The sequence below is a fragment of the Halomonas sp. SpR1 genome (assembly GCF_031010175.1).
Taxonomy (GTDB): Bacteria; Pseudomonadota; Gammaproteobacteria; order Pseudomonadales; family Halomonadaceae; genus Vreelandella.
Genome location: NZ_JAUAMB010000038.1, coordinates 1 through 25,828 on the forward strand (window position 1 = coordinate 1; position 25,828 = coordinate 25,828).

Consider the following 25,828-nt stretch of genomic DNA (forward strand, 5'->3'; position numbering starts at 1 on the left):
AGGGACTGATCTCGATACTGGACGCGGTAAGATGGCTCAAGCGTTCTTCATGAACCGCCGTGGTACGGAACCGTATGCCCGGTGGTGTGAGAGGACAGGGGAGGCGACTCCCCTTCCTACTCGATTACTCCCACTGCACGGCATTGCGACGCAAAATATCGCAAAAGCCGGTCACCGGTTCGCCATAAAAAGTATCTTTTCGAGTCAGCAATCCAAACGGCGAAAGCGTTCGTCCAAGGGTCAGTGGTAGCATCTCAATAAGCCCTATATTGAGGTGATCTCTGAGAACGGATTCAGCCATTACCAATAGTGCATCGCTTTTTTGTACTAGCTGTAAGGCAGCAAAGATTGAACCGCATTCGATGATATCGCGTGGCGACATTAATCCTTCCATCTCCAACTCTTTCTCTAGCGCTTGGCGTGCAGGCGTGGTTAACGGTTGAAGTATCCAGGGCCAGTGTTCTAGTAGCTTCTCAAGGGGCGGCAAAGGAGCATCGGTTAAAGGGTGACCACGGCGTACCACAGTAACCATGTTTTCGTTACCCAGTGGCTCAAAATCGAACTGATTATGCTGAATAGAGGTCGCATAGCGAGCGATTGCGATATCTACTTTACCCTGTTCCAGTAGCGCTACTAATTGATCGCTAGTTTCACCCATCAAACGAATTTGTAACATGGGACGCTGGCGTTTCATCTCAATGATCGCCTGAGCCACCAAGTCAGGTGCGGCCCCCATAATGGCGCCAACGGTTAACTGCCCGCGTCCACCAAGCTGGTAGCGATGAACTTCTTCGGCGCATCGATCCAAACGGGTTAACGCGTTATCAGCAAATTCCACCAACATTTCGCCCACTTTGGTCGGACGCATTCCCTTTGCCATACGTTCGAATAACTGGCACGCAAACACCCGCTCAATTTCACTCAGCATACGTGTCGCGGCTGGCTGTGACATATGCATAGCCACGGCAGTTTGGTGTAGGTTGCCCACTTTGCCTAAGGTCGAGAGCATAAGAAGGTGCTTATAACGAAGCCTTGCTACCAGCATTTGAAAGCTTTCCATTCTCATCTCACTATTGAATTGATACCCAAACGGTATGGTGTTTGCGCTCCATTTGGCTGTGCGACATTAGTCTAGTTATTCGGATTCTTATTATTGATCGGTTTCGCGCAAGCTGGCGCCATTGCTGGCTTCACGCTATCTGATAACTTAAAGGTATCGGGACGAACCAGATAATCATTGGCTACCTTGCTCGCTTTTACTTAGAACTTCCTCAACAAGACTACGTTAACAAGCATAACGAGGAGTGCTTATGAGCGAGCCCACCATCAAGCAAGTGCGCGCCTATACCGTCCGGGGGGGCGGTGCTGACTACCATGACCAAGCCGAAGGTCACTGGATCGATTCCCAAATCGCCACACCCATGAGCAAGTATCCAGAGTACCGCATGACACGCCGAAGCTTTGGTCTCAACGTTCTGGGAACCTTAGTGGTTGAGATAGAGGCGAGCGATGGAACCGTAGGGTTTGCTGTGACAACCGGTGGCGAAATTGGTGCTTGGATTGTCGAGAAGCACCTTGCCCGCTTTCTTGAAGGGAAGCAGGTAACTGAAATCGAAAAAATGTGGGATCAGATGTTTAACGCCACGCTCTATTACGGTCGTAAAGGGGTGGTGATTAATACAATTTCCTGCGTTGATCTGGCGCTTTGGGATCTGCTGGGTAAGGTACGGCAGCTTCCGGTACACCAGCTATTAGGTGGCCCGGTTCGCGATGAATTGATGTTTTACGCTACTGGTGCACGCCCTGATCTCGCCAAGGATATGGGGTTTATTGGTGGCAAGATGCCCCTCGTTCATGGTCCAGCTGAAGGCGATGAAGGGCTACAGAAAAACCTGGATCACTTGGCGAAGATGCGTAGCGCCGTCGGTGATGACTTCTGGCTGATGTACGACTGCTGGATGAGCCTGGATGTTAATTACGCCACTCGGTTAGCTCAGGGAGCGCAGGCGTACGACCTGAAGTGGATCGAAGAGGCGCTTCCGCCCGATGATTACTGGGGCTACGCGCAGCTCAAGCGCGATGTGCCCAAGGGTATGCTGGTTAATACCGGTGAGCATGAGGCCACCCGTTGGGGCTTCCGCATGCTCCTGGAAATGGAGTGCTGCGATGTTATCCAGCCGGATGTGGGGTGGTGCGGTGGTATTACAGAGTTGATCAAGATTTCAGCACTGGCCGATGCCCACAATAAGCTGGTGGTACCTCATGGCTCGTCGGTTTACAGCTACCACTTTGTGATCACTCGACATAATAGTCCGTTCGCTGAATTCTTGATGATGGCACCGAAAGCCGATGAAGTCGTGCCTATGTTTAATCCGCTGCTGCTGGATGAGCCGGTGCCTGAAAATGGCCGTATGGCGGCTTCCAAACTGGACAAACCAGGGTTTGGCGTGCGCCTTAACCCTGACTGTGAACTTTCTAGGCCATATCAACATTAACATTGGCCTACCGCGCAATGTCTTTGCTAATAAGCAAGGACATTGAATTCTGTAATACCAGGGGAAACTACAATGATAACGAATAGCACCTCACGACGCTTTATCTCCAAAATGACCACTATTGGTGCTGCCGGGTTGCTCTTTATGATGCCCTTTGGCAGTGCTTATGCTGAAACGAAGATTCGTTTTGCACACCACATTTCGACTGACTCTGAGCAGCATTTAGCGGCAGAAAGATTTCGTGATCTGGTCGCTGAATACAGTGACGGTGAAGTACAGGTTGAGATCTTTCCCGCCGGACAAATGGGAGGGCAAAGAGAGATTATTGAGTCTGTTGAGTTTGGCGTACTAGAGATGGGGTACGGTGAGTCAGGTCTATATGCCAACTACGTTCCCGAATTTGGCTTATTGACGCTACCTTACCTTTATCGCGACGTTGATCATTGGGAAAACGTGGTGACAGGTGAAATAGGCGACCAGTTGATTGGACAATTGGTTACTACTTCCGGAATCAGGCCGCTTAACTGGATTCTGGCAGGCTATCGAGATACCTATCTAGCCGAAGGGCAAATTGATGGCCCCGATGATTTCAGAAACTTGAAGATTCGCGTACCAGAGTCTCCTGTATTTGTGGGCACCTTCTCTGCACTGGAAGCTCTGCCGACGCCTGTGCCCATGCCGGAGGTTTATACCGCGTTACAGGCAGGTGTTGTCGATGCCATGCAAGGAACCCCAGAAGTTGGTTACACCTTCCGCATTTTTGAGGTCGCTGAGTCACTGTCCAAAACACGTCATATTCTTTTCGATGGCAGTTTTGCCATTAATGAGTCCTTTTACAACAACCTTTCTGATAGTGACCGTGAAGCGGTAAACCGGGCCGCACGGGAAGCGGCCGAAATGCAGCGCAGTGAGTGGTTTGAGCGTGAGCAGTCCTGGTTTAGCCGGCTAGAAGAAGAGGGGATCGCTATCAATGAGGTGGATCCAGTGCCCTTCCAGGAAGCGCTGGCAGGCTTCCGTGAGGAGTTTGCTGGCAAGATTGGTGCCGTAGAACTCCTTGAGTCCATTGGCCAGCAGTGACTCTGATAAGGAGCTCGCAAATGCGTCGTTATCTGGATACTGCATTTGCCACCCTTGGCGCCATGACCGTCGCCATATTTGCGGCGATCATGGCGTTAATTTTCATACAGGTCATCAACCGGTTTCTCCTGGGTCTGCCACTTTTTTGGACAGAAGAAGTGGTGAGGATGCTGCTGGTTTGGTTGGTACTTATGGGAACCCCTGTGGTGGTTTACAAATGTGATGAAATAAAAGTGGAGCTGTTTCAGTTTAAGAGTGACCGCTTTGAAAAGGTAAGGCGTTTCGCAGTGGCAGCCATCTCAATTATTTTCTGTGCCTTTTTAGCTTACTGGGGATACTTGTTCACACTCCGCGCGTTGGGAACCATGCAGCCCTCGCTGGGTATTTCTAGAGCTTGGTTGTATGCCCCCCTGCCTATCGGGGCTGTGCTGACGATCCTTGCTTTCATTGTTCGTCGTGATGAAGCGAAAAACGCATCAGACGTAGAGAGGCCAGTATGATCGTTGCCTTGATGTTTGGATTATTTACAGCTCTCCTCGCTTTCGGCGTGCCCATCGCCTTCGCCATGGGGCTTAGTGCCATTGCTGTCCTGGTCATTGATGGCGGGGTGCCACTTTTGGTGTTGCCTCAGCGCTTTTTCAGTTCTCTGGATAGTTTCCCTTTGCTGGCCATCCCGCTTTATATCTTTGCCGGGAATCTAATGAATTATGGTGGTATCACCTCGTCAATTGTTGGCTTTTCCCGCTCCTTAGTGGGCCATATACGGGGCGGGTTAGGGCAGGTGAATATCATGACGAGTGTGCTTTTTTCAGGGATCTCAGGTTCGGCTTCAGCTGATGTGGCTGCGGTCGGCGGGATGATGATTCCTGCGATGAAAAAAGAGGGCTACAAGCCAGAATGGGCGGTAGTGATTACCGCCGCTTCGGCAATCTTAGGGCCCATTATTCCGCCTAGCTTACTTATGGTGATCTATGGAGCGATGACGGGGCTTTCCATTGGCACACTGTTTTTGGCCGGTATCGTTCCGGGCCTGTTTCTCGCCATGATCATGATGGCGTTGGTTTACTGGAAAGCTGATGAGATTGGCGCGCCGCGCCATCTTAGAGTAAGCCTAGGTGAAACCGGCAAAGTGTTTTTAAAAGCCGCTCCTGCGATGGTTATGCCGGTGATCATTGTAGGCGGTATCCAGAGTGGTTTGTTCACGCCTACCGAGGCAGGTATTGTGGCCGTCGCCTATGGGCTCGTGTATGGCCTGATTTCTCATCGCCTGAATGTCAGAAATACCTACCGGTTCGCTCTTCAGTCTGTCGTCACTTCCGCCAGTATTCTGATCATCCTAGGCAGTGCTGCCTTGTTTAGCTGGATTATTGCGCGAGAGGGCGTACCCGCCACATTAGCTACTTGGCTCTCTAGTATAACCAGCGAGCCAGCCATCGTACTGCTGCTTATCGTGCTGGTACTGATCCTCGTCGGCATGTTTATCGAAACAATTTCAGCGCTGATATTGATGGTGCCGATACTGACGCCGATTGCCCAAATGTTCGGGTTCGACATGATCCACTTTTCAGTCGTGGTCATTATTGCCCTGCTGTTAGGTTCGCTGACGCCACCAGTGGCTTTAATCGTTCTATTGGGGTGCAAGATCGCTGAGGTTGATTATATGAAGACAATGCGTCCACTCGTGCCTTTTTTCATGGTTCTCGTCATTGGGTTGCTTTGCATCATGTATTTACCCTTCTTAACACTTGGACTACCTGACCTGCTTGGGGCTTTTGACTAAAGCCACTGAAATAGAAGGAGCAGTTTATGCTAATCAAGGCACTGCGTATGACCCTCTATCCTGGTCAGGCAGATGAATATCGGCGTCGGCACGATGCGCTCTGGCCGGAACTTTCTGACGCTTTGGCCGATGCCGGCATTGAGGAGTACCGCATTTTTTTGGATCCACATAGTCACCACCTGTTTGCGATTATGACCATGCGTGACGATCACCAGGTCGATCAGCTTGCAGAGCTACCGGTAATGCAGCGTTGGTGGGCCTATATGGCAGACATCATGGAGACAGAAAACGATCATTCGCCGGTCAGTGTACCGCTTGATGAAGTGTTCGCCTTTTTACCAGGAGAGCCGCCGTGCAAGTAGTCGACCCGCACTTACATTTCTGGGCGCTTGGCCAGGGCAATCAGCCGTGGCTTGAGCACCCAACCACTAATTTGTTGGGGGATTATTCCCCCATGGCCCGCGATTTTGGGCCACCGACATTGCTTGAAGAGCGTGGTGATATTGAGCTGCTAGGGCTGGTGCATGTGGAAGCCGATGCTGTTGACCCTATCGCCGAAACTCAGTGGCTAACCGGTGAACTGGCTGAGCACAATAAGCTTAACTGGGCGCTAGTGGTAGGCGTGGATCTTTCCCAGTCCAATGTTCAAGCTCAGTTGGAGACCCAGTGCGCACTTTCTGAACGTGTGCGTGGCGTTCGCCAGATTCTGAATGTGCATAGCGACCCGCTGTATGACTATGTAGGCCGTCACTATATGCAAGAGTCCCAGTGGAGAGAGAATTTCTCACAGCTCGCTCGCCTAGGGCTCTCGTTTGATTTACAGATTTATCCCTCGCAAATGGCTCAAGCCGCCGCCCTGGCTGCCCGCCACCCTGAGACACAGTTTGTGCTCAACCATGCGGGTATGTACGTCGACCGTCAGGGAGTAGAAGGCTGGCGAGCTTGGCGCGATGGTATGCGTTTATTGGCCGCCCAGAACAATATCGTCGTTAAGCTGAGCGGCTTTGGGATGTTGGATCATCACTGGTCGCTGGGCAGTATTCGCCCGCTGATTCTTGAGTCGCTGGATGCTTTTGGTACCGAACGCTGCCTATTTGCCTCCAATTACCCCGTCGACGGCCTGTATGCGCGCTATGCAGATATTTGGCACGCCTATGCCGAAGTGATCGCCGATGCCAATAAAAAGGAACAGCACGCGCTGTTTGTGGGTAACGCGCAGCGTATTTACCACTTGTAAACAGAACCTATCACTGAAAAGGAATTGACTATGCTGCTGACCGATAAAAACGTCATTATCACCGGTGCCTCACGGGGCATTGGCCGCGCTGCCGCTCTGGAGTGCGCGCGGCAAGGGGCTAATGTCGTCATTGGCTATAGCGGAAGCCCCTCCAGCCGCTCAACGGTTGATGAACTGATTAAAGAAATTGAAACATTAGGGCAGAGAGCCGTCGCCGTTGGCGCCCCAGCGGGTGATCCGGAGACCGGTGAGCTACTGGTAGAAGCCGCCGTTAGCAATTTTGGCGGCGTTGATGTCTTCGTTAATAACGCGGGTATTTGTCCCTTTCACAGCTTTCTCGATATGCCGCGCGAATTGTACCTTGAAACGGTCAATACCAATCTTAACGGCGCTTTTTTTGCCGTGCAGGCGGCAGCGAATCAGATGAAACGCCAGGGCCGCGGTGGTGCCATCATCGCGGTCAGTTCTATCAGTGCTCTGGTGGGCGGCGGCATGCAAACCCACTACACCCCCACAAAAGCCGGGCTGTTATCGCTGATGCAATCTTGCGCTATTGCATTAGGCCCCTATGGCATTCGTTGTAACGCACTCCTGCCGGGAACTATCGAAACAGATATCAATAAAGACGACCTTGCCGATCAGGGTAAGCGCGATTACATGGCAAGCCGTACCCCCTTGGGGCGTTTAGGGCGCCCTGAGGATCTTGCAGGCCCTATCGTTTTCCTCGCCTCAGAGATGGCGCAGTACGTCACCGGTGCCTCGCTGCTGGTTGATGGGGGCATGTACGTCAATCTGCAGTAAACGGTTTTTATCGCTTTCAAGGAGTTACTGCATGCAAATGCCCGTTAATACATTTAAAAGCGCGTTGGCCAAAAGCGATCCCATGTGGGGTTGCTGGGCTGGTTTTGCGACTGGTTATGCCGCTGAAATAGTGGCGAGTACTGGTTTTGATTGGTTGCTGATTGATGGTGAGCACGCACCCAATACGGTGCCAACTATTTTAGCTCAACTACAGGCAGTGGCCCCTTATTCAGCTGCGCCGGTGGTACGTAGCGTTAACCAGGACGCTGCGTTGATCAAACAACTACTCGATATTGGTGTTCAGACACTGATGGTGCCCATGGTGGAAAGCGGTGAGCAAGCTGCAGCGCTGGTGCGTGCTACTCGCTACCCACCCCATGGCATACGCGGCGTCGGCGGCGGCTTAGTACGTGCAACCCGTTGGGATGGCGTGGATGACTACCTAAATCAGGCGCATGAGTCGCTGTGCCTAATCGTGCAGGTGGAATCACCTAAGGGTGTTGAGCAGGCGGAAGCGATTGCGACAACTGACGGCGTTGATGCGGTCTTTATTGGCCCGGCAGACCTCTCGGTGGGAATGGGGTATCCAGGCAATCCGGGGCATCCAGACGTTCAAAAAGCCATTGAGAAGGTTATTAAAACAGTGCAGACAGCGGGTAAACCAGTGGGCATTCTGGCGCCGCTTGAAGACGACGCGCGCCGCTACCAGTCGCTGGGCTGCCAGTTTATTGCGGTGGGGATCGATATAAGCCTGCTTCGCCAGGGAGCGCTGGCAACCGTTGCACGCTACAAGGGGCAATCCGCGAGCCAGTCTTCCAGCACTTATTAACGAAGCATTTCTTAACTCAGCTCTTACCAGCAGGTGGTCTCTGTGAGGCCAATATAATGACAATAGGAGAACTAAGATGACACAGCCAACCATTTATCAAAACTATATCAATGGTGCATTTGAAGCGGCCCAGCAGCACCTGGAAGTATTTAACCCTGCCAACCAGGCATTACTATCACGTGTTCCCGCCTCCAGTTCTGACGATGTCGAGCGAGCGCTAGATGCTGCGCGTGGAGCGCAAAAAGGCTGGGCAGCGACACCTGCCGTCGAGCGTGCTGCCTTTCTACACCGTTTAGCCAATAAGCTTCGTGATAACGTTGCCCATTTGGCACGTACCATTACGGAAGAGCAGGGAAAAATCAGTGGGTTGGCCGAAGTAGAGGTCAACTTTACCGCCGACTATTTGGATTATATGGCCGAATGGGGACGCCGCATTGAAGGTGAAATCATTCAAAGCGATCGCCCTAAGGAGAACATTTTCCTTTTCCGCAAGCCACTTGGAGTGGTGGCCGGCATTTTGCCTTGGAATTTCCCGTTTTTCCTGATCGCACGCAAGATGGCTCCGGCATTAGTCACGGGTAATACCATTGTGATTAAGCCCAGCGAAGAAACGCCTAATAACTGTTTTGAGTTTGCCCGTCTGCTCGATGAAGTTGACTTACCAAAAGGTGTCTTCAACGTGGTTAGTGGCACTGGAGCTGAAGCGGGTAACGCCCTCACGGCGAGCCAGCAGGTTGATATGATTAGCTTTACGGGCAGTGTGGAAACGGGGTCACGCATTATGGCCAATGCTGCTAACAACATCACCAAGCTCAACCTGGAGTTGGGTGGTAAAGCCCCTGCTATTGTGCTGGATGATGCGGATCTCGACCTAGCGGTGAATGCGATCCGCAGTTCACGGATTATCAATACCGGGCAGGTATGCAATTGCGCCGAGCGCGTTTACGTTCAGCGGGGCGTTGCGGATGAGTTTATTGCGCGTATTGCTAACGCAATGGAAGCCACACGCTATGGTGATCCACTAGCGGATAGCAATGTTGAGATGGGCCCCATGATCAACCGAGCTGGCCTGGATAAAGTGGCCCAAATGGTAGAAACCGCACGTGGGAATGGGGCTGTATTAATCACTGGTGGTAATGTCGCGGATCTTGGGGCCGGTTTCCACTACCAGCCTACGGTGCTGGCTGGCTGCAGCGAAGATATGGCCATTATGCGCCAGGAAATTTTTGGCCCGGTTCTGCCCATCCAAATCATTGATACCCTTGATGAAGCCATCGCACTGGCCAATGACTGTGAATACGGTCTTACCTCCTCGATTTATACCCGCAGCCTTAATAACGCCATGCAGGCCTGTCGCGAGCTTGATTTTGGCGAAACCTATATCAATCGCGAGAACTTTGAAGCAATGCAAGGCTTCCACGCTGGCGTTCGTAAGTCCGGTATCGGCGGGGCGGATGGTAAGCACGGTCTATATGAATATACCCATAGCCATGTAGTGTATCTGGAGGCCTGATACTCAACGCTAACAACAATAGAGGTACACGCTATGAGTAATGCAAATTACTTCGCCCCAGCGGCAGCAGCGCCTGCTGTTGGGGGTGGGGAGTACGAGCGTACGCCGGTGCCTGAAAAGGCCCGGCTGGGCTTCAAAAGCTTTATCGGTATGTACGCAGGAGAACACACTGCCGGTACCGAGTTGATGATTGGCCCGCTATTTGTTTTGGCAGGGGTAGCCGCTTTCGATGTGGTGATAGGACTGTTAATCGGTAACTTGTTGGCTGTATTAAGCTGGCTGTTACTCACCGCGCCGATTGCAACACGGGTTCGGTTAACACTGTATTGTCACCTCGAAAAAATTGCTGGCCGCTATACAGTCATACTCTATAACTTAGCTAATGGGCTGGCATTCTGCTTTCTGGCTGGTGCAATGATTACCGTATCTGCCACGGCAGTCGGTGTCTGGTTTGGTTTTCCCCTTCCAACACTGGCTGATTTGCTGCCCAACAGCCTGGGCTGGGCACTTAGCGTTGTAGCCGTTGGCATCGTGATTACCTTAGTGGCTGCCTATGGCTACCGCTTTGTTTCCTGGTTTGCCAACATCGCGGCTCCATGGATGGTGCTGATGTTTCTGGGTTTTGGAATTGTTTCTTTAAAGTGGTTTATTGATGCCACTGGCGCCGAAACAAGCTCGGCAAGCGATCTATGGATGCTGGCGGAGACGGCTATCTGGACGGGCGTTGAAGTGCCAGGTCAACCTAGCTTTTCAATTTGGCACGTGATCTTCTTTGCTTGGTTTGCCAATATGGCCATGCACGTGGGGATGTCTGATTTAACGATACTGCGCTTTGCCCGTAAGAGTTGGTATAGCATCGCCTCGGCCGCAGGAATGTATGTGGGCCACTTTATGGCTTGGTTATCGGCTTCGATGCTCTTTGCCTTTCAAATGTACGAGGCAGGCTTGACCAGCGATGCTGCGGTTATTGCAGCTTCTGAAGCGGGTCAAATCCCCAATCCTTTGCCAGGGCCGCTTGCTGACCAAGCGCTCGGTGTGGCTGGGCTAATCTGCGTGATCATTGCCGGCTGGACAACGGCGAACCCAACTATTTATCGAGCGGGATTAGCATTCCAGGCGGTTATACCCACCGTTTCTCGCTTTAAAGTCACAATAGGCACCGGCCTTCTTACTACCTTTGTAGCGCTATTCCCGGGTGTCGCAATGCAGCTATTAGGTTTCGTTGCTCTTTACGGCTTATTGCTGATGCCCATTGGTGCTGTGATCTTTGTCGACTATTGGATATTGCCAAAACTTGGCTTAAAAAGCTTTTACGCAGAGTATGCGGGCCATAAACTCACGGTGCCGGTGATAGGTACTTGGCTAAATACCTTGGTTATTTGTTTATTCATGGCGCAGTTTGCCGGTATTGAGATATTTTTTGTGGCCTTGCCTGGCTGGTTTATAGCAGCGGCTCTCTTTATTGCGCTCAGTTTTATCACGCAGCGCCAACGAGCTGGGCAAGTTGATAGATCAACGGTAAGGGCTGATCGATCTTCTGATATTGCCCCTACTGTATCAACACAGGAGTCAACTTAATGCGCACGCTGCTGCAGGTTATTTCAAGTTCAATGCTTATCTTAACGGTAGCATTTCCAATGCTTTATCTGTTCGATGTAATGGGTGAATCAACCATGAAAGGAACCATTCTGATGGTTACAGTCGTTTGGTTTGTCGCAACGCCCTTATGGATGAGATGGGAAGGCCAAGGCACGGTAGACTAAGAGAGCGCCAAATAACGTTTGTTGCCACTTAATCAGCGACGGATGGCATCCGTCGCTTTTTTAGCTCTGTAATTCAAAGAAATTTACTGTTTAGTTTTCTAATGAATTCAGAGCTTTTCCGTATATCATCCTGATCGATTTCATCCATGATAATATTCATATGCGGTTTTCTTGAGACAAGTCCCTCAAAGATATGATCGTAATCCAGCCAGCCTTGCCCTAAGGGCACAAAATGTAGATTCCCTTTTTCCACAATGAAGTCTTTGGCATGGAGAACGGCGACTCTATCGCCCCATGAGTCGATGGCCTCTTGAAGTATATTGTTTTGGTCAAGATAATTGTCACTTGTCAAAAAGTTGACGGGATCGAAGATTATTTGCAAATTGTTAGAATTTACCTCTGCAAGCAGTCGACTTACTTTCTTTGGACTATGAAGAGGGTGGTTAACACCAGGCTCTATACCCACAATCGCACCAAATTTTTCTGCCTCTGCTACCAGTTCCTTAATGCTCTCTACCATCGCCAGAAAAGGTGCTTCTGCAAAGTTTTCTTCAGTATAAATAATGTCAGCGTTTATGTTACCCGTTTCAGTGCCAACTATGCTGCAGCCAAAGTCGCGCACATATCGCAGGTGTTCTTTAAAGCGCTCTAAGGCTTGCCGCCTTTGATTGATATCAGGATGGATGATATTGACATAGCAGCCTAAAACAGCGATTTGAATATTAGCTTGGCGAAAAGCGCTACTAATATGATTTGCCAACCCTGGTGTTAAAAAACCAGGCTCCGTTTTAAAGTTAAATGATTTATTTAGCGCTAACTGTACTGAGCTAAGGTCTCGGTAAGAGAGGTCTTTCACAAGGTTTTCAAGTGACTGCATGGGTAAATCATGGGCTCTAATGCCAATGTTCATAAAATCTCCGAAATACAAGCACGCACGCAATAGTGAACCCTTTGATGCAGTTTGCTGATGGGAATCGTGAGAGGAACGTAATAAAAGTGGAGGAGGCATGACGCGATGATCCGCGCCACACCTTCTAGCCCAGTAGGGTTACTGAGTATTCACCGCTTTAATTTGCTGATAAATAGCATACTGCTCTGGCGTATTTTCAAGCTCTTTATACATGGGCTGTACGGCTTCTTGGAAAGGAGCGATGTCTACTTCGTTAATTTCGACACCAAACTCTTCTCTAATTTGAGTTCTAGCATTAGCAACGGCTTCCAACCACTGCTCAGTTTGGAACTCAGTCGATTCCTGGATGGCTTCCATGACCGCATCGTGTTGTTCATCAGAGAGTGACTCCAGCACTCTGTTACTAATGAGGATAATATCGGGAATACGCGTATGGCCATCAAGCGTGTAGTGATCGACGACTTCCCCATGTCGAGCAGTGGTAAGGGCAAATTCATTATTTTCTGCACCATCTAGAACGCCTTGCTGTAACGCGGTGTAAACCTCTTCTTGAGCCATAACAACAGGAGAGGCCCCAAGTAGCTTCATCGTGTCAATAGCGGTTTGGCTTTGCATAACGCGGATTTTCTTACCCGCCAGATCCTCAACGCTCTCTATTGGATCACCGGTAGTATAAAAGTTGCGCTGGCCTGAGTCGTACCAGCCAACCCCAACAAAACCTTGGTCTTCTGTGGAGTGATAAACATTTTGCATGATCTCCTCATCATTCATGACTTGGTAAAAATGAGCCTGATCATCAAATAAATAAGGCATTGAAAATACATCATAAAGGGACGAGAAGCTTCCCATTAGCCCGCCCGAAACCTTGGTCATATCAATAGCGCCTGCTTGGAGTAACTCAACCAGTTCGCTTTCGCCCCCTAATTGGCTATCAGGGAAATAAGATACGCTGATGGAGCCATTCGATTTCTCTTCGACAAGCTCTCCAAAGAGGGCTAAGGCATCTTTCACCGGCTGTGAATTTTGTGCATAGGCTAGCTTGAGATTGATATTGTCCTGGGCGTTTACAGCCCCAGCACCTAGTGAAAGTGCAGCAATCGCAGCAGTTAAGATTGTTTTTGCATAATGTGGCGTGGTCATGATCGACTCCTTGGTTTGATATTATTGGTGTAGAGCGTCCTATGGACTTACGGCAGTTACAGATATGTCCGCATATATTCAGATAAGCTCAAAATAGCCATGGCCTGACCATAAGGCATTGAAGTTAAGGGAATATTTCTGTAGTAATCGAGGTTTTCCCCCATCGCTGTTCCGAAGGAAACCTGTTCTAGTTCTCCTTCTGAATTGATATTCTCGATGACGCCCTTGACGGCTTTTTCAGCCACCTGGAAATGCGCTGCATCGATGTAGCGCAGCCGTACTGCCTTTAGAAGCCCATAAGCAAATCCTGCTGTGGCTGACGCTTCAAGATAAGAGTCAGGGTCGTCCAGCAGGGTATGCCAAAGGCCAGTGTCTGATTGCCACTTAACCAGCGCATTCACTTGAGATTCAAGAACTTGAATAAGATAACGGCGGAAAGAATCATTTTCTGACAAATCTAACAGTTCTAAAAATTCAGGGATAACAATAGTTATCCAGCTGTTGCCTCGAGCCCAAAGGGCATTGGCATAATTATGATTGCCGTTAAATGTCCAGCCGTGAAACCAGGCGCCAGTTTTTCTATCCATTAAATACTGGATGTGAATTAAGAACTGATATTTGGCTTCCTCGACATACTCAGGTTTATTAAGCAGGAGACCAATCTTAGCTAACGGGAGAACACTCATCATTAATGTGTCATCCCACATTTGCTGATGGTTCTCGTTGTTGTAAACAATATGCTGCAAGCCCCCTTTCTCTGTACGTGGCATTTCATACATCACCCACTCTGCCCAGGCCTGCAGGTAGGGGAGCCACTCCTTACGCCCTGTTTCTTCATAGCGGTAGGCAAGGGTCAGAAAAGGGCACACCGTGTTTACATTTTTTGTTGCCAACCGCTCGTTGAACCGCTCTTTGAACCATTCGTCAATAATGGCCAGGGCATTGTTATCACCAGTTTGCTCGTAGTATTTATAAATACCGTACAGACCAATGCCATGTGTCCATTCCCAACCAGCCCAACCTTTGGTATCAATGGTGCGGCCATCATCAAGATGCAGCAGGAATTCACCTGTTTCATCCTGTATGTTAACCAGGTTGTGAATGGTTTTATTGATGAGGTTAGTCACCTCATTTTTTTCCATAAACCGCTCGTCCTGCCTTAAAAGAGAACTGTGCTTTACACTAAATACTTGCATTGAATATGCTCCATAAATAATATTTTGAGATTAAAGGCCCATAAGTCTGGGTAGGAACAACGTAATTTGAGGAATGTAGGTGATTAAAAGTAGCGTTGCCATAATGACAAGATAAAAGGGTAAAAGCGGAATGATTAAGTTTTCAACCTTCTCTCTTGCGATGCCTGCGCCTACAAATAAACCAGTTCCCACAGGGGGAGTAATTGTTCCAATGCAAAGGTTGAATACCATTACAATGCCAAAATGAACCGGATCTAGACCTATCTGATTAGTGATGGGTAGTAGTATGGGAGTGAAAATTAAGATGGCTGGGCCGATATCCATGAAGCAGCCGATAGCTAACAGCATCAAAGTGATGACTAGCAATACAATGGCATGGTTATCAGATAGTCCAAGAATAATGCTGCTTAAGGCAGAGGGTAGCCCGGTAATCGACATGGCGAATGACATGGCGGCAGAGGCCGCCAGCAAAAACATAATAACGCCCGTCGTTTCCAGTGCTTTTATAAGCGCCATTTGAAATGCCGAAAAATTGATGGTTCTATAAAAGCAGATAGTAAGCAGCATCGTGTATATTACTGAAATAGCGGATGCTTCTACGGCTGTGAAAACGCCAAGTACGATCCCGCCAATAATTATTACAATCAAAAACAGGCTTGGAAGAGCATCCGTTATTATCTTTAAAACTGATGAGTTCCTTAAATCTATCTTGGTGGTATAGCCACGGGACTTAGCTGTTATATAGGCAACTAGCATACATCCTATCCCCCACAAGCAGCCTGCTACCAGGCCGCCTGCAAAGAGAGCAGAAATAGATGTACCCCCGCTTGCTAGCGCGTAAAGGATAAAAGCAGTGGTTGGGGGTATCAGCATACCTGTTGGTGCGGAAGCAATATTGGCAGCTGCGGAAAAGGGGCGACTATAGCCCTCTTTCTCACTCATGGGCACCATCACTCCTCCAATCGAGGTAGAGGCAGCAATCGCTGAACCTGAAATAGCACCAAACATCATATTACCCATGATATTAGTATGTGCCAGTGAGCCCGGAATCCGGCCACTGAATAATTTGGCAAAATTAACCAATCTTAAGGCGATTCCTCCATGGTTCATCAAAACCCCGGAAAGAATAAAAAAAGGTACTGCCAAAAGTGTAAAGCTATCTAAGCTTGATACCATTTTCTGAGCAGTCGTAAAAATTGCAATGTCAGGTGGTAAGGCAATTAGTATGGTTGCCATTGAAGAGACAGCAATACAAATGCCGATCGGTACGCCTATGATTAGCAGGCAAAGAAATGTTGCTACTAATATAATGCCAGCATCTAACATCATAGCGCCTGACTCCGGACAAAAAAGATATTTTTATAAATAAGAAGACAGTTGTTAAGACAATAGATGATGATAAGTGCCCCAGAGACGGGAAGTGATAAGTAAAGAAGGCCTTTGGGTATGTTGAGCATTGGATAAATTTGACTCATGCTGTTTGAGGTAGCTTGCATGCCTCCATAAATAAGTACCACAGCAGAAAACCCAATAAATAAAAGCTCCATCAAAAAATTACAACCTATTTTCCATTTTCCAGACAGCTTGTCTGTGAGTAACGTTAAGCTAACATGCTCTCGTTGCCCTGTTACATAAGCAATTGCTAACATGGATAGCCACACCAATGAAAATCTGAGCAGGGCCTCCGATACAGTACTGGGGCTGTTGAGTACATAACGTGCTATAACTTGCCAGCTAGCAACCCCGACCATAGATATAAAAAGCAGGCAACATATAATCTTTAATATTTTGTCCATGGCAGCATGTATCATTAGCATTGTAATTTCTCTCTTAGCTCTAAGCGTTTTTCCTATTTAGCTATCAATTTAGCTAGTCTGGAGATAATAGTCGGTAGGAGGAGTTAAACCTCCTACCTGTTTATACGCTAAAATTTATACTGATAGCCAATTAGCCAGGAGCTGTTACGTTGGCCAGGATCCATACCTGCATCTGAGCTATTGCGGTCTCTATGAACATAACCACCAAAGACAGTGTTATTAGCGTTCAAATGGTTGAAAACAAGCAATTCATGTTCTATGTAATCGCGATCGCCGGTGCCGAAGTTTGGGGAGCTACTTTCATGTTTGAAGTGGTAATGGGGGTTGTAGAGGAGCATCCAGTCGTCATTAACGTTATAGGTAGCATATAGATCAATGCGTCCCGCACGGCCCTCTATCGCAGTCTCATGGCTGGTGTCATGTTCGTAACGGTAGCGTCCTGCTAAGCCCCAGCCGTCTCCCTTGTAGCCTAATCTTAAGCCTGCAAGAGCGCGGGTTACGTTAGATCTGAATTTTGCCCCAATTTGAGGCGTTAACGACCATTGATTTTGCTGGTCGAGCTGAAACGAGGGGAAAGAGTAATTCACGAATGCTTCATCGTGTTTCGGCCAGCCGGTTTCATGAACGCCATCTTGCCAGAACCAAGACTTTTCGAACATTAATGATGAGGAGTCCTCAAATATCCGTGTGATAGCTATTTTGGGAAGTGTTAAAGCATGATCATTGGTCGTTTGCTCTAATTTCATAGTCAGGATGTTTTCTGCCGACCATGCGGTATTGGAAAGTGTCAGTGCAGTACAAGCTACCGCAATGCCCGCTACCCATTTCCCTTGGCGGAATATAGTCATATTTTCTCCGTTGTTAGTGTTATTAGATCGTGTCCGACCCCGTGGCGTAACCAAACATGATTAATGGCAATTCCATTTAATGGCCCGCAGGTTCGCATTAAATGTATCAGCGTATCTTTAAAATTGAAACGGCGTTTCTTTTATACTTTGGTCGTGTTTTCGTCTGGTTATGATCGGCTTGCTCACGCATGAAGATGGTAATTGGATGTTTTTTGGGGTAGATTCAGACCAATAGTCCAATTTTTATGAAACGAGGTATGAGATATATGGCCGCTTCGCAAAAGCCTGACAATGTGGCAGCCGTCATGAAGGTTTTCGCTATCCTTGAAGGACTTGCTGAGCAACCGAGCATAGGCCTTTCTGAGCTCTCGCAGCGCTCTTTTACTTCTAAAAGCACGGCGTACCGTTTTCTGCAAACCATGAAGGAACTAGGGTATGTGGTACAGGAAGAAGAGTCGGAAAAATATGCGCTTACTCTTAAGCTCTTTGAACTGGGGGGGGCTGCTCTCGAAAATGTTGATATGATTCAACTGGCTAATACCGAAATGCGGGCACTGTCTGAAAGCACCCATGAGGCTATTCATTTAGGCGCCCTGGATGAGGATGGTCAGCATATTGTGTATCTGCATAAATATGACTCCCATTTCAACCTGTGCATGAATTCACGTATTGGCAGACGTAGCCCTGTTTACTCAACGGCCATGGGTAAAACCTTATTGGCCTGGATGGATGAGAGTAAAGCACGCCAGGTTCTGGAAACCACAAAATTCATAGCACGTACTCCACATACGTTGACTAGCGCTGAAGCTGTTATGAATGAATTGCCTGAAATTCGTAGAACAGGTGTTGCTGAAGATCGTGAAGAGGCAGAATTAGGGGTACGCTGCCTTTCCGTGCCTGTATTCGATAGGTTTGGCAAGGCGGTGGCGGCGCTAAGCTTGTCTTTCCCTGTTGTTCGTTACGATGAGCAAAAGCGCGACGAGTATGTCCAGCTACTGTTTAAGGCTGGGCAGCGTGTTTCTTCTGGGTTGGGTTTTCATGAGTACACATTTTCTGGCCCAGTAGAAACTTCTTAAATTTAGTAATGCGGGAAGCAGAGCACATAACATCAAAATAATTAGGCGCCGACTTAATAGTTGGCGCCTTTTGCTTGAAGAAACGTTATGGCTAGCGGGCAAGCCAGCCGCCATCAACAGCGAGTGTATGGCCGTGTACATAATTGGATGCGTTTGAGGCCAGAAACACCGCAGCACCAGCAAGATCCTCGGGCGAGCCCCACTGACCAGCTGGAATACGGTTTAAAATTTCCTTACTGCGCTCTGGGTCATTTCTTAACGCTTCTGTATTGTTTGTAGCCATATAACCAGGGGCGATAGCATTAACATTTATGCCTAGATGGGCCCACTCATTCGCCATTAGCCGAGTGAGGCCCAGCACACCGCTTTTAGAGGCGGTATACGATGGCACCCGTATGCCGCCCTGAAAAGATAGCATCGAAGCAATATTGATAATTTTTCCCCGGCTTTTTCGTTGAATGCAGGCTTGCGCGAATGCCTGGGAAAGAAAGAAGAGGCCCTTGAGGTTCACGTCGAGAACGTCGTCCCAGTCTTTCTCAGTAAATTCCAACGCATCTGCGCGACGAATAATGCCAGCGTTATTAATTAAGATGTCGGCTGTTCCAAAGTGCTGCTCTGTTTGGTGCATGATCTCAGCGATAGGAGTGGTACTGCCCAAGTCGGCTTCAATCGCCAGAAATTTTACTCCCATCGCTTCGACACGTTGTTGGGTTTCTACTGGCGAACGTCGATTTACTCCAACAATGTTACAGCCTGCTTCTGCAAGACCTAAAGCCATGCCTTGACCAAGCCCTGTATTACAGCCAGTAATAATCGCTGTTTTGCCACTTAGGCCGAATAGTGTATTGCTCATGATTTCACCCCATGCATTAGCGCAAATCATCCATCGCAATGTGATCCATGTCGGAGAACGTCTGATTTTCACCCGCCATTGCCCAGATGAAGGTGTAGCTACCTGTCCCAACGCCGGTATGAACGGACCAACTGGGCGAAAGCGCTACTTGTCGGTTGCGGACGACCAAGTGACGCGTTTCTTGTGGCTCGCCCATCATATGAAAGACCACGCTATCGTCAGCCATATCGAAATAGAGGTAAGCTTCCATACGGCGCTCATGTGTGTGGCAAGGCATGGTATTCCAGAGACTGCCTTCTTCAAGACGTGTCATACCCATGAGTAGCTGACAGGTTGGCAATACATCAGGCACCAGGTACTTGTAGATAGTGCGTTTGTTGCTATTTGCGGCATTACCTAGCGTTTGGGGGGAAGCTTCGTCCAGAGTGACTTTACGTGTGGGGTAAGCCTGATGAGCCGGGGTGCAGCAGATATAAAAAGCGGCAGGGTTGGAAGTGTCGTTGCTCTCAAACGCCACCTCCCGGCTTTCCTTGCCAATGTAAAGTGCTTCATGGGTGTTCACCGAATACGTAGTACCATCCACGGTAATCTTGCCTGGCCCACCTATATTGATAGCACCAAGTTCTCTGCGTTCTAGGAAATAATCGGTGCCGGTATGCTTACACATGGTCGTAGATATAGGGACGGGCTGATCGACGGGTATTACACCACCCACGATAAGTCGATCAAGGTGGCTGTATACCAGTGTCAATTGATTTTGGACGAATAACTCTTCAATTAAGAATTGGTCGCGAAGCCCTTGGGTGTCTAGTTGCTTCGCATGTTCACTGTGGATAGCTTGCCGAAATTCCATAGATGCTCCGAATCGTTGTTCTCTAAAAATAGAAATGACGGTTCAAAATAACAAGACCTCTATTTTTTTTCAATGACTAGAGCGCGGCTGATTCTTTGCAAGCGTGGAGTAGTTCGCTGGTATGGCGGCTTAAAACTGAAAGCGCCCCGGTCATTTCCTGTGACCGGGGCGTTGGCTACGCCAAACTACTCCCGCAATGTGGACATTTCTCGTAGGCGTCGCGGGTTTCAGCCTGATGGCGCTGGTTGCGCTGGCTTGGCTCCTCTACACCATGAATGGATACCAGCTGGCCCTGCTCCCAGCGTAGGCCGATATCTTTCAGCAGGTGCGCGTCATGAAAACGTGGGTCTTCGTAAAAACGCCGTTGGGCGCGCGAGTGCTTTAACGCGTTGAGTAGCTTGCGAGTAATGGTTGCAATTGCCATGGGGTCGGTCTCCTGGGTTAGGAGGCCGGGCAACATCGCGATCAGGGAGTATCAAACGTAACGATAAAACAACATGGCCGCGACACCTGCCGCGGCCAGTTTTTCTCTACATGTCTGGCGCGCGACAATAATAAGTTGATACCGCATTATTAATAATGCGATGCAGCTTATTCATTCGTGTCGCGGGGATTTGCCAGCGCATGATGAGATCTCTAAAAAGTTTTACTTTAAGAACATTTCGTTAATAAAAAAGCTATCTTTTAAAGGCAGCTCTTATCTTTTAACCGATGTTTATGAGAGCGTCAACCCTAATTAGCCACTTGTTCTAAGTTGTTGGTTGGGCAGGTCTCCATCCGATATCCCGATTGGTAAACACTGCGCAGACGTAGGCCATGACGACCATCCAGTTCAAGCTTACGACGTAGGCGGCTTACGTGGGTGTCCACGGTGCGCGTCGAAACGTCCCCCTTGATACCCCACACCAGCTCTAGTAAATGCGCGCGGGTAATCAGCTCACCAATTTTTGAGAAGAAGAGCGCGGCTAAGCGATACTCGCGCTCGGTTAAATCAACGGCGTTGCCCGCGACGCTGATGTAGTGCTCCTCGGTATGCAGAGTAAAGGTCTCGGGGCAAGCCGGTGCCGGGCGCAGTGTGGCATACCCTGACCGTCTACCTAGTGCGCTTACTCTGGCAATAAGCTCACTGGGTCGAAGGGGTTTAGCGAGGAAATCGTCGGCGCCCTGTTCCAGTGCTTTAACGACGTCGTCTTCACCCTGGCTAGCGGTAATAAACAGGATTGGCCCCCGCCAACTGTCATGTTGGCGCAGATGGGCAACGACATCCATGCCGTCACTGTCTGGCAACCACCAGTCGATAATCAGAAAATCAAATGACCGTTGCTGGGTCGCGCGACGCAGCTCGTTGGCGCGGGTAAATAAAGAAACCTGGTGGCCTGCCGTTAGTAGACACTGCTCAATAAAAGCCTGCTGGTCGAGATCATCTTCAAGTACGCCAATATGCATGGTGATTTCCCGTATTATCGTCTTATAAGCGTCACACGCCTAGTAGCAACAAACTCATACGTTAAGTTTAGTTGATGATGGTGCGTTGACACAAAGGTTCACAGTTTGTCCGCAGACGGCCGATATATACTTCTTGCACTCTTAATCGCTAATACCGAGGTGCAGCTTAATGCGAGGTTCTCTGGTTTCTAAATGCAGGGTTTTAATCGCCGTAGTGGGGTTTGCCTTGCTGTCGCCCCTGGCTTGCGCTCTGGAAGTACCTGAAGGCCCAGTGATATTAGTGGTAAGTGGCAAGATTGGGCTGCCAAATGTGGGTAACGAAGCCCATTTTGATAAAGCGATGTTAGAAGCCTTGGGGCAGCATGAAACGATTACCCGTACGCCCTGGTACGATGGCATGACGCGCTTTTCTGGCCCATTGGGGCGAGCGATCTTGGAAGCTGCTGGCGCCGAGGGGGAAAGTATACGTGTGGTAGCGTTGAATGAGTACGCGGCCACCATACCCGTTAGTGATTTTGAGAATTACGATGTAATTTTTGCCATGCAGGCGAATGGCAAAGCACTACGTGTTCGAGATCAAGGGCCGCTGTTTGTTATTTACCCCTTTGATACACACCCCGAGCTGCTGAATGAAGAAATCTTCTCGCGATCGGTGTGGCAGGTGGCGCGTATCGTTGTCGAATAATGTAACCGGGTAATTGCTATGCTGGCCTTTTTTAAGTTCTATTTTTCCCGCAGCACGAGGGCCGCTACATTTTCGGCGATCCTTTTTTTTCTTTCCGCGCTAACCACCGGCGGGGTTATTTACCACCGTCAGCATGCGCTGGAAAATCGCCTGCTCGAAAACTTATTATGGGCCGGGTATCAGTTTGATCGTGAGGTGCGCGAGTTTCGCTTAACGTTAATGGAATCAAAAAGATCCGATAACGTGATGGTTGACGATGTATTGCTGCGTTATGAAATTCTCTTCAGTCGGCAGTCACTTTTTTTTCAAGGTGAAATAGGCAGGATTGTGGCGCAACTTGAGGATATTGAGGAGGTAGTTAAAGAAACTCAATCCCGCATTTTAGAGATGGAAACCCTACTCGAAACGCTATGGGATAACCCTGACGGGTTAAATAGCGCGCTAATAGCTACCCTCCTGCAGGATACGGTTGAGCTACAGCAGCTCACTGGTACCATTCTGGTCGAAACCAATGCCCATGTTTCACATATGCGCAGCGAAGAACGCCGCGTATTAACGCATCTCTACGGATTGGTGCTGCTGCTTATTATCTTGCTTATGTTTTCTGGTGGGATGTTAGTTCGCGCGCTGATTTTAGAAGGACGCTCCAGTCATCACAAAGCTCAAGCGTTAGAAGCCAAGGGGCAAGAGTTAAATGAGGCTGCCAAGCGAGCAGAGAAAGCGAGCCTCGCAAAATCAGAGTTTATGGCGGTCATGAGCCATGAAATTCGTACCCCGTTAAATGGCGTAGTGGGTATGGCGGATTTATTAAGCGAAGAGGTAAAAACACCAAGCGCGCAGACTTATTTAGCGGCTCTGAAGCGCAGTGCGGAGAGTTTACGTGCGGTAATTAACGATATTCTTGATTACACCAAAATCGAATCTGGGCGTCTTGACCTGGATGTTCAACCGTTCGATCTTTATCAGTGCATCGACCAGCTATGTGAAAACTACACGCTGCGCGAGCCGAAGGCAAAGGTCACCTTCAGTTACGCTATCGATCCCACTTTGCCTCGCTATGTGATAGGCGACGTCGCTCGTTTGCGTCAAGTAATGATGAACTTAATCAATAATGGATTGAAGTTTACAGAAGAGGGTTTCGTTAAATGCCAGGTAAAGCCACTGGGAGACGATAATATTCTCGTTGAGGTGCACGATACGGGCTGTGGAATAGCGGATGTGGATCATGCTCAGCTCTTTTCGGCTTTCTCGCAGGTGGATACCTCCATGGCGCGGCGTCACGAAGGTACGGGACTTGGGCTGGTGATCTGTAAACGGTTGGTCGAAGCCATGCAGGGAGAGATAGGGGTTAACAGCCAGCAGGGGCTGGGTAGTCGATTTTGGTTTACCGTTAGAATGCCTAGAACTGAACCTCTGGCTATCCACCAAACCGGTGAGAACCCGCTTGCACTCACCGCCGAGCACCAAATTTTAGTGGTTGAGGATAACCCGCTAAACCAAACGGTTGCTCGCGTCATGCTTGAACGCCTTGGCCAGCGGGTGACCATTGCTGAGAACGGTCTGGAAGCACTCGAACAGCTTAAAGTGGATCATGGTCGGTTCGATTTGGTCTTGATGGATATGCAGATGCCTAAGCTGGATGGAACCGAAACCACCCAACGCTGGCGGGATTACGAAGCCGTGCATCAGCTACCCCGGCTGCCGATTGTGGCGATGACCGCCAATGTTATGCCAGAGCACCGCGAACGCTGTATGCAAAGTGGTATGGACGATATGATCCATAAACCCTTTACTCGGGATGAGCTGAACCTGGTGGTCTGCCGCTATCTTTCTAACGATGAAATCTTAGCGGTTGATAACGTTGACGGTTATTCGCCTAAAAGCCACCAATCACTGGGTGACACCGTCGGCGCTGTTCAAGTACTCGATAAGCGCCTTTGTGAAGAGCTGAAAAGCACTTTTGAGCCAAGAGCGTTGGGGGCACTGCTGTCTACATTTTTAATGCGGCTTAGTGAGCGCAGTGCCCGTCTTAACGCCTACTGGCAGTCAGAAGATCGCTCTGCCTTGTGCCAAGAGGCGCACTCACTGAAGGGAGCCGCCTCTTCGCTAGGTTGTGCGGCGATTGCTGAACAAGCCAGCCAATTGGAGCAGGCAGCGCTAGAAGCCCCATTAAACGAATTGGCTATTTATCTGGAGCGTTTAGTTTCTCTCCAAGTCACTACTCAGCAGGCTTTAGAGCAAGAAAACATGCTCATTTGATGCGCTATTAGAGCAGAGGGTGAGTACTCGCGTAGCCATGTGTTGAAAGCGCCAGCGGTTAACGGGTGAGCAATACAGTAGCCTTGTCCAACCGTACACCCAGCTTCAGCAAGCAGGGTGAACTGCGCCGATGTTTCGATACCCTCGGCGACGACAGTCAATCCCAGGCGTCTGCCTAAGTCGATAATCGACTCGGTGATCACCAGTGCTTCTTGATCCCGGTCAATCTGCGAGACAAAGCTACGATCAATTTTGAGCTCGCTGAAAGGCAACCGATAGAGCTGCTTCAGCGAAGAGTGACCGGTACCAAAATCATCTAACGACAGTTTACAGCCTCTTTGTCGTAACGCTTTGAGTACATAGCAAGCGTAGCCCAAACACTCCACCCCCACCGTTTCGGTGAGTTCCAAGGTGATCTTGCTAAGAACAGCATTATGCACTTGGGTGAGTTGATCAAATGTCTCCAGGACGCCTTCTGCTTGAATAAAGGCCGCCGGTATATTAATCGAGATATTTAGATCCCACCCTTGCGACAGCCATTGGGCTTGCTGCTTCATGGCAAGCTCAATAACGTACCAGGTGAGGGGAAGCATCAGCCCGCTCTGCTCTGCCAAGCGGATAAAACTATCGGGGTAAAGCACCCCGCGTTGGGGATCTTGCCAGCGTACCAGTGCTTCGGCACTGATGACTTGGTTTTTTTGAAGGTCTATTTGGGGTTGATAGACGAGAAACAGCTGTTTTTCATGAATGGCTTTCGCCAACTCATTGCTTGTAGGCGCTTTGGGCGCTTTTTTGAATGGCTCAAGAAATGATGCTAGATCGGTGAATAGCTTTGCTTTGGGTAGAAAGCCGAGCATGTGAAAACCAAGCGCCTTGCCTGCTGCAATAGCCCGTCCTGCGGTATCTTGCGCACAGCTGCTGATGAGCAGAATTGATGCCTTTATGCGTAAATCGTAAAGGTAGTCGAGTATATCTAGGCCGGTAAATTCACCCAATCCAAAATCAAGTAGGATTAGCTCGGCATTGAGTAATGCAGGCTGGCGAACCAGCTCTCCCAGGCTACCCGCTGTTTGCACTTCATAGCCGTGTTGGCTTAGCAGTTCCTTGCCCAGCAGTTGAACCTCAAGATCATCATCAATAATTAACGCATTCGACAGCATAGAGATTCCTTTGATGATCCTTACTATTAGCTATTACGTGGCGCGGTAGTTGGAAAAGCAAATGCCTTGTAAGCAAGTGGCTAAACTCCT

Annotated in this window: 26 protein-coding genes; 14 read left to right on the top strand and 12 right to left on the bottom strand. The window is 49.1% G+C overall.

Features of this window, described 5'->3' with window-relative positions; genetic code table 11:
• Nucleotides 1-124: 124 nt before the first annotated feature.
• Entirely contained in the window at nucleotides 125-1,060 is a 936-nt protein-coding gene (locus tag QT231_RS20190; protein ID WP_308338600.1) for a LysR family transcriptional regulator, read from the bottom strand.
• Between the two features lie 250 nt (nucleotides 1,061-1,310).
• On the opposite strand from QT231_RS20190, the gene rhmD reads away from it, so the two are divergent.
• The 11 genes from rhmD to QT231_RS20245 all read left to right on the top strand — a co-directional run bounded on the left by rhmD (nucleotide 1,311) and on the right by QT231_RS20245 (nucleotide 11,495).
• Nucleotides 1,311-2,495: an L-rhamnonate dehydratase gene (gene rhmD, locus QT231_RS20195; protein WP_308338601.1), complete on the top strand. Its 1,185-nt coding sequence runs from the start codon at nucleotides 1,311-1,313 to the stop codon at nucleotides 2,493-2,495.
• A 72-nt stretch (nucleotides 2,496-2,567) separates the two neighbouring features.
• Complete coding sequence (locus tag QT231_RS20200; RefSeq protein ID WP_308338602.1) at nucleotides 2,568-3,572, top strand: TRAP transporter substrate-binding protein; 1,005 nt, start codon at nucleotides 2,568-2,570, stop codon at nucleotides 3,570-3,572.
• Nucleotides 3,573-3,592: 20 nt separating this feature from the next.
• Nucleotides 3,593-4,072 carry a TRAP transporter small permease gene (locus QT231_RS20205; protein WP_308338603.1) on the top strand — a complete coding sequence of 160 codons (480 nt, stop codon included), beginning with the start codon at nucleotides 3,593-3,595 and terminating at the stop codon, nucleotides 4,070-4,072.
• Nucleotides 4,069-5,352 carry a TRAP transporter large permease gene (locus QT231_RS20210; protein WP_308338604.1) on the top strand — a complete coding sequence of 428 codons (1,284 nt, stop codon included), beginning with the start codon at nucleotides 4,069-4,071 and terminating at the stop codon, nucleotides 5,350-5,352. Before QT231_RS20205 ends, QT231_RS20210 begins: the two co-directional genes overlap by 4 nt.
• A 26-nt stretch (nucleotides 5,353-5,378) precedes the next feature.
• Nucleotides 5,379-5,714, top strand: coding sequence for an L-rhamnose mutarotase (gene rhaM / locus QT231_RS20215; protein WP_308338605.1), 336 nt, complete (start codon nucleotides 5,379-5,381; stop codon nucleotides 5,712-5,714).
• Complete coding sequence (locus tag QT231_RS20220; RefSeq protein WP_308338606.1) at nucleotides 5,705-6,589, top strand: amidohydrolase family protein; 885 nt, start codon at nucleotides 5,705-5,707, stop codon at nucleotides 6,587-6,589. Before rhaM ends, QT231_RS20220 begins: the two co-directional genes overlap by 10 nt.
• Before the next feature lie 30 nt (nucleotides 6,590-6,619).
• A complete protein-coding gene (locus QT231_RS20225) occupies nucleotides 6,620-7,390 on the top strand; it encodes an SDR family NAD(P)-dependent oxidoreductase (protein WP_308338607.1) in 771 nt (256 codons plus the stop codon).
• A gap of 31 nt (nucleotides 7,391-7,421) precedes the next feature.
• Nucleotides 7,422-8,219, top strand: coding sequence for an HpcH/HpaI aldolase/citrate lyase family protein (locus QT231_RS20230; RefSeq protein ID WP_308338608.1), 798 nt, complete (start codon nucleotides 7,422-7,424; stop codon nucleotides 8,217-8,219).
• 76 nt (nucleotides 8,220-8,295) lie between these two features.
• The gene (aldA, locus tag QT231_RS20235; protein WP_308338609.1) at nucleotides 8,296-9,732 is read left to right on the top strand and encodes an aldehyde dehydrogenase; all 1,437 of its coding nucleotides are present in this window, start codon (nucleotides 8,296-8,298) and stop codon (nucleotides 9,730-9,732) included.
• Between the two features lie 33 nt (nucleotides 9,733-9,765).
• On the top strand, nucleotides 9,766-11,310 hold the full coding sequence (locus tag QT231_RS20240; RefSeq protein WP_308338610.1) for a hypothetical protein: 1,545 nt from the start codon (nucleotides 9,766-9,768) through the stop codon (nucleotides 11,308-11,310).
• A complete protein-coding gene (locus QT231_RS20245) occupies nucleotides 11,310-11,495 on the top strand; it encodes a hypothetical protein (protein WP_308338611.1) in 186 nt (61 codons plus the stop codon). The genes QT231_RS20240 and QT231_RS20245 overlap by 1 nt, the downstream gene beginning before the upstream one ends.
• A gap of 73 nt (nucleotides 11,496-11,568) precedes the next feature.
• On the opposite strand, the gene QT231_RS20250 is transcribed toward QT231_RS20245, so the two are convergent.
• The 6 genes from QT231_RS20250 to QT231_RS20275 all read right to left on the bottom strand — a co-directional run bounded on the left by QT231_RS20250 (nucleotide 11,569) and on the right by QT231_RS20275 (nucleotide 17,406).
• Entirely contained in the window at nucleotides 11,569-12,405 is an 837-nt protein-coding gene (locus QT231_RS20250) for a sugar phosphate isomerase/epimerase (protein WP_308338612.1), read from the bottom strand.
• Between the two features lie 138 nt (nucleotides 12,406-12,543).
• A complete protein-coding gene (locus QT231_RS20255; RefSeq protein ID WP_308338613.1) occupies nucleotides 12,544-13,545 on the bottom strand; it encodes a TRAP transporter substrate-binding protein in 1,002 nt (333 codons plus the stop codon).
• A 56-nt stretch (nucleotides 13,546-13,601) separates the two neighbouring features.
• Nucleotides 13,602-14,741, bottom strand: a complete 1,140-nt coding sequence (locus QT231_RS20260) for a glycoside hydrolase family 88 protein (RefSeq protein WP_308338614.1) — start codon at nucleotides 14,739-14,741, stop codon at nucleotides 13,602-13,604.
• Nucleotides 14,742-14,771: 30 nt separating this feature from the next.
• A complete protein-coding gene (locus tag QT231_RS20265) occupies nucleotides 14,772-16,070 on the bottom strand; it encodes a TRAP transporter large permease (protein ID WP_308338615.1) in 1,299 nt (432 codons plus the stop codon).
• Entirely contained in the window at nucleotides 16,067-16,558 is a 492-nt protein-coding gene (locus tag QT231_RS20270; protein ID WP_308338616.1) for a TRAP transporter small permease, read from the bottom strand. The genes QT231_RS20265 and QT231_RS20270 overlap by 4 nt, the downstream gene beginning before the upstream one ends.
• A 107-nt stretch (nucleotides 16,559-16,665) precedes the next feature.
• Complete coding sequence (locus tag QT231_RS20275) at nucleotides 16,666-17,406, bottom strand: oligogalacturonate-specific porin KdgM family protein (protein WP_308338617.1); 741 nt, start codon at nucleotides 17,404-17,406, stop codon at nucleotides 16,666-16,668.
• 266 nt (nucleotides 17,407-17,672) lie between these two features.
• Here QT231_RS20275 and kdgR point away from each other — a divergent pair, with 266 nt between their 5' ends.
• The gene (kdgR, locus tag QT231_RS20280) at nucleotides 17,673-18,482 is read left to right on the top strand and encodes a DNA-binding transcriptional regulator KdgR (protein WP_308338618.1); all 810 of its coding nucleotides are present in this window, start codon (nucleotides 17,673-17,675) and stop codon (nucleotides 18,480-18,482) included.
• 91 nt (nucleotides 18,483-18,573) lie between these two features.
• Here the strand turns inward: kdgR and kduD are convergent, their stop codons facing one another.
• The 4 genes from kduD to QT231_RS20300 all read right to left on the bottom strand — a co-directional run bounded on the left by kduD (nucleotide 18,574) and on the right by QT231_RS20300 (nucleotide 21,634).
• On the bottom strand, nucleotides 18,574-19,335 hold the full coding sequence (gene kduD, locus QT231_RS20285; RefSeq protein WP_308338619.1) for a 2-dehydro-3-deoxy-D-gluconate 5-dehydrogenase KduD: 762 nt from the start codon (nucleotides 19,333-19,335) through the stop codon (nucleotides 18,574-18,576).
• A gap of 16 nt (nucleotides 19,336-19,351) precedes the next feature.
• Nucleotides 19,352-20,188 (bottom strand): 5-dehydro-4-deoxy-D-glucuronate isomerase, encoded by an 837-nt coding sequence (gene kduI, locus QT231_RS20290; RefSeq protein WP_308338620.1) that lies wholly within the window; start codon nucleotides 20,186-20,188, stop codon nucleotides 19,352-19,354.
• 175 nt (nucleotides 20,189-20,363) lie between these two features.
• Nucleotides 20,364-20,612: a hypothetical protein gene (locus QT231_RS20295; RefSeq protein ID WP_308338621.1), complete on the bottom strand. Its 249-nt coding sequence runs from the start codon at nucleotides 20,610-20,612 to the stop codon at nucleotides 20,364-20,366.
• A gap of 308 nt (nucleotides 20,613-20,920) precedes the next feature.
• Complete coding sequence (locus QT231_RS20300) at nucleotides 20,921-21,634, bottom strand: response regulator transcription factor (RefSeq protein ID WP_308338622.1); 714 nt, start codon at nucleotides 21,632-21,634, stop codon at nucleotides 20,921-20,923.
• Nucleotides 21,635-21,803: 169 nt separating this feature from the next.
• On the opposite strand from QT231_RS20300, the gene QT231_RS20305 reads away from it, so the two are divergent.
• Together QT231_RS20305 and QT231_RS20310 are read left to right on the top strand one after the other, a co-directional pair.
• Nucleotides 21,804-22,319 carry a molybdopterin-dependent oxidoreductase gene (locus QT231_RS20305; protein ID WP_308338623.1) on the top strand — a complete coding sequence of 172 codons (516 nt, stop codon included), beginning with the start codon at nucleotides 21,804-21,806 and terminating at the stop codon, nucleotides 22,317-22,319.
• 18 nt (nucleotides 22,320-22,337) lie between these two features.
• Nucleotides 22,338-24,578 (top strand): ATP-binding protein, encoded by a 2,241-nt coding sequence (locus tag QT231_RS20310; protein WP_308338624.1) that lies wholly within the window; start codon nucleotides 22,338-22,340, stop codon nucleotides 24,576-24,578.
• Here the strand turns inward: QT231_RS20310 and QT231_RS20315 are convergent.
• A complete protein-coding gene (locus QT231_RS20315; RefSeq protein WP_308338625.1) occupies nucleotides 24,542-25,738 on the bottom strand; it encodes an EAL domain-containing response regulator in 1,197 nt (398 codons plus the stop codon). The genes QT231_RS20310 and QT231_RS20315 overlap by 37 nt on opposite strands.
• Nucleotides 25,739-25,828: the final 90 nt, after the last annotated feature.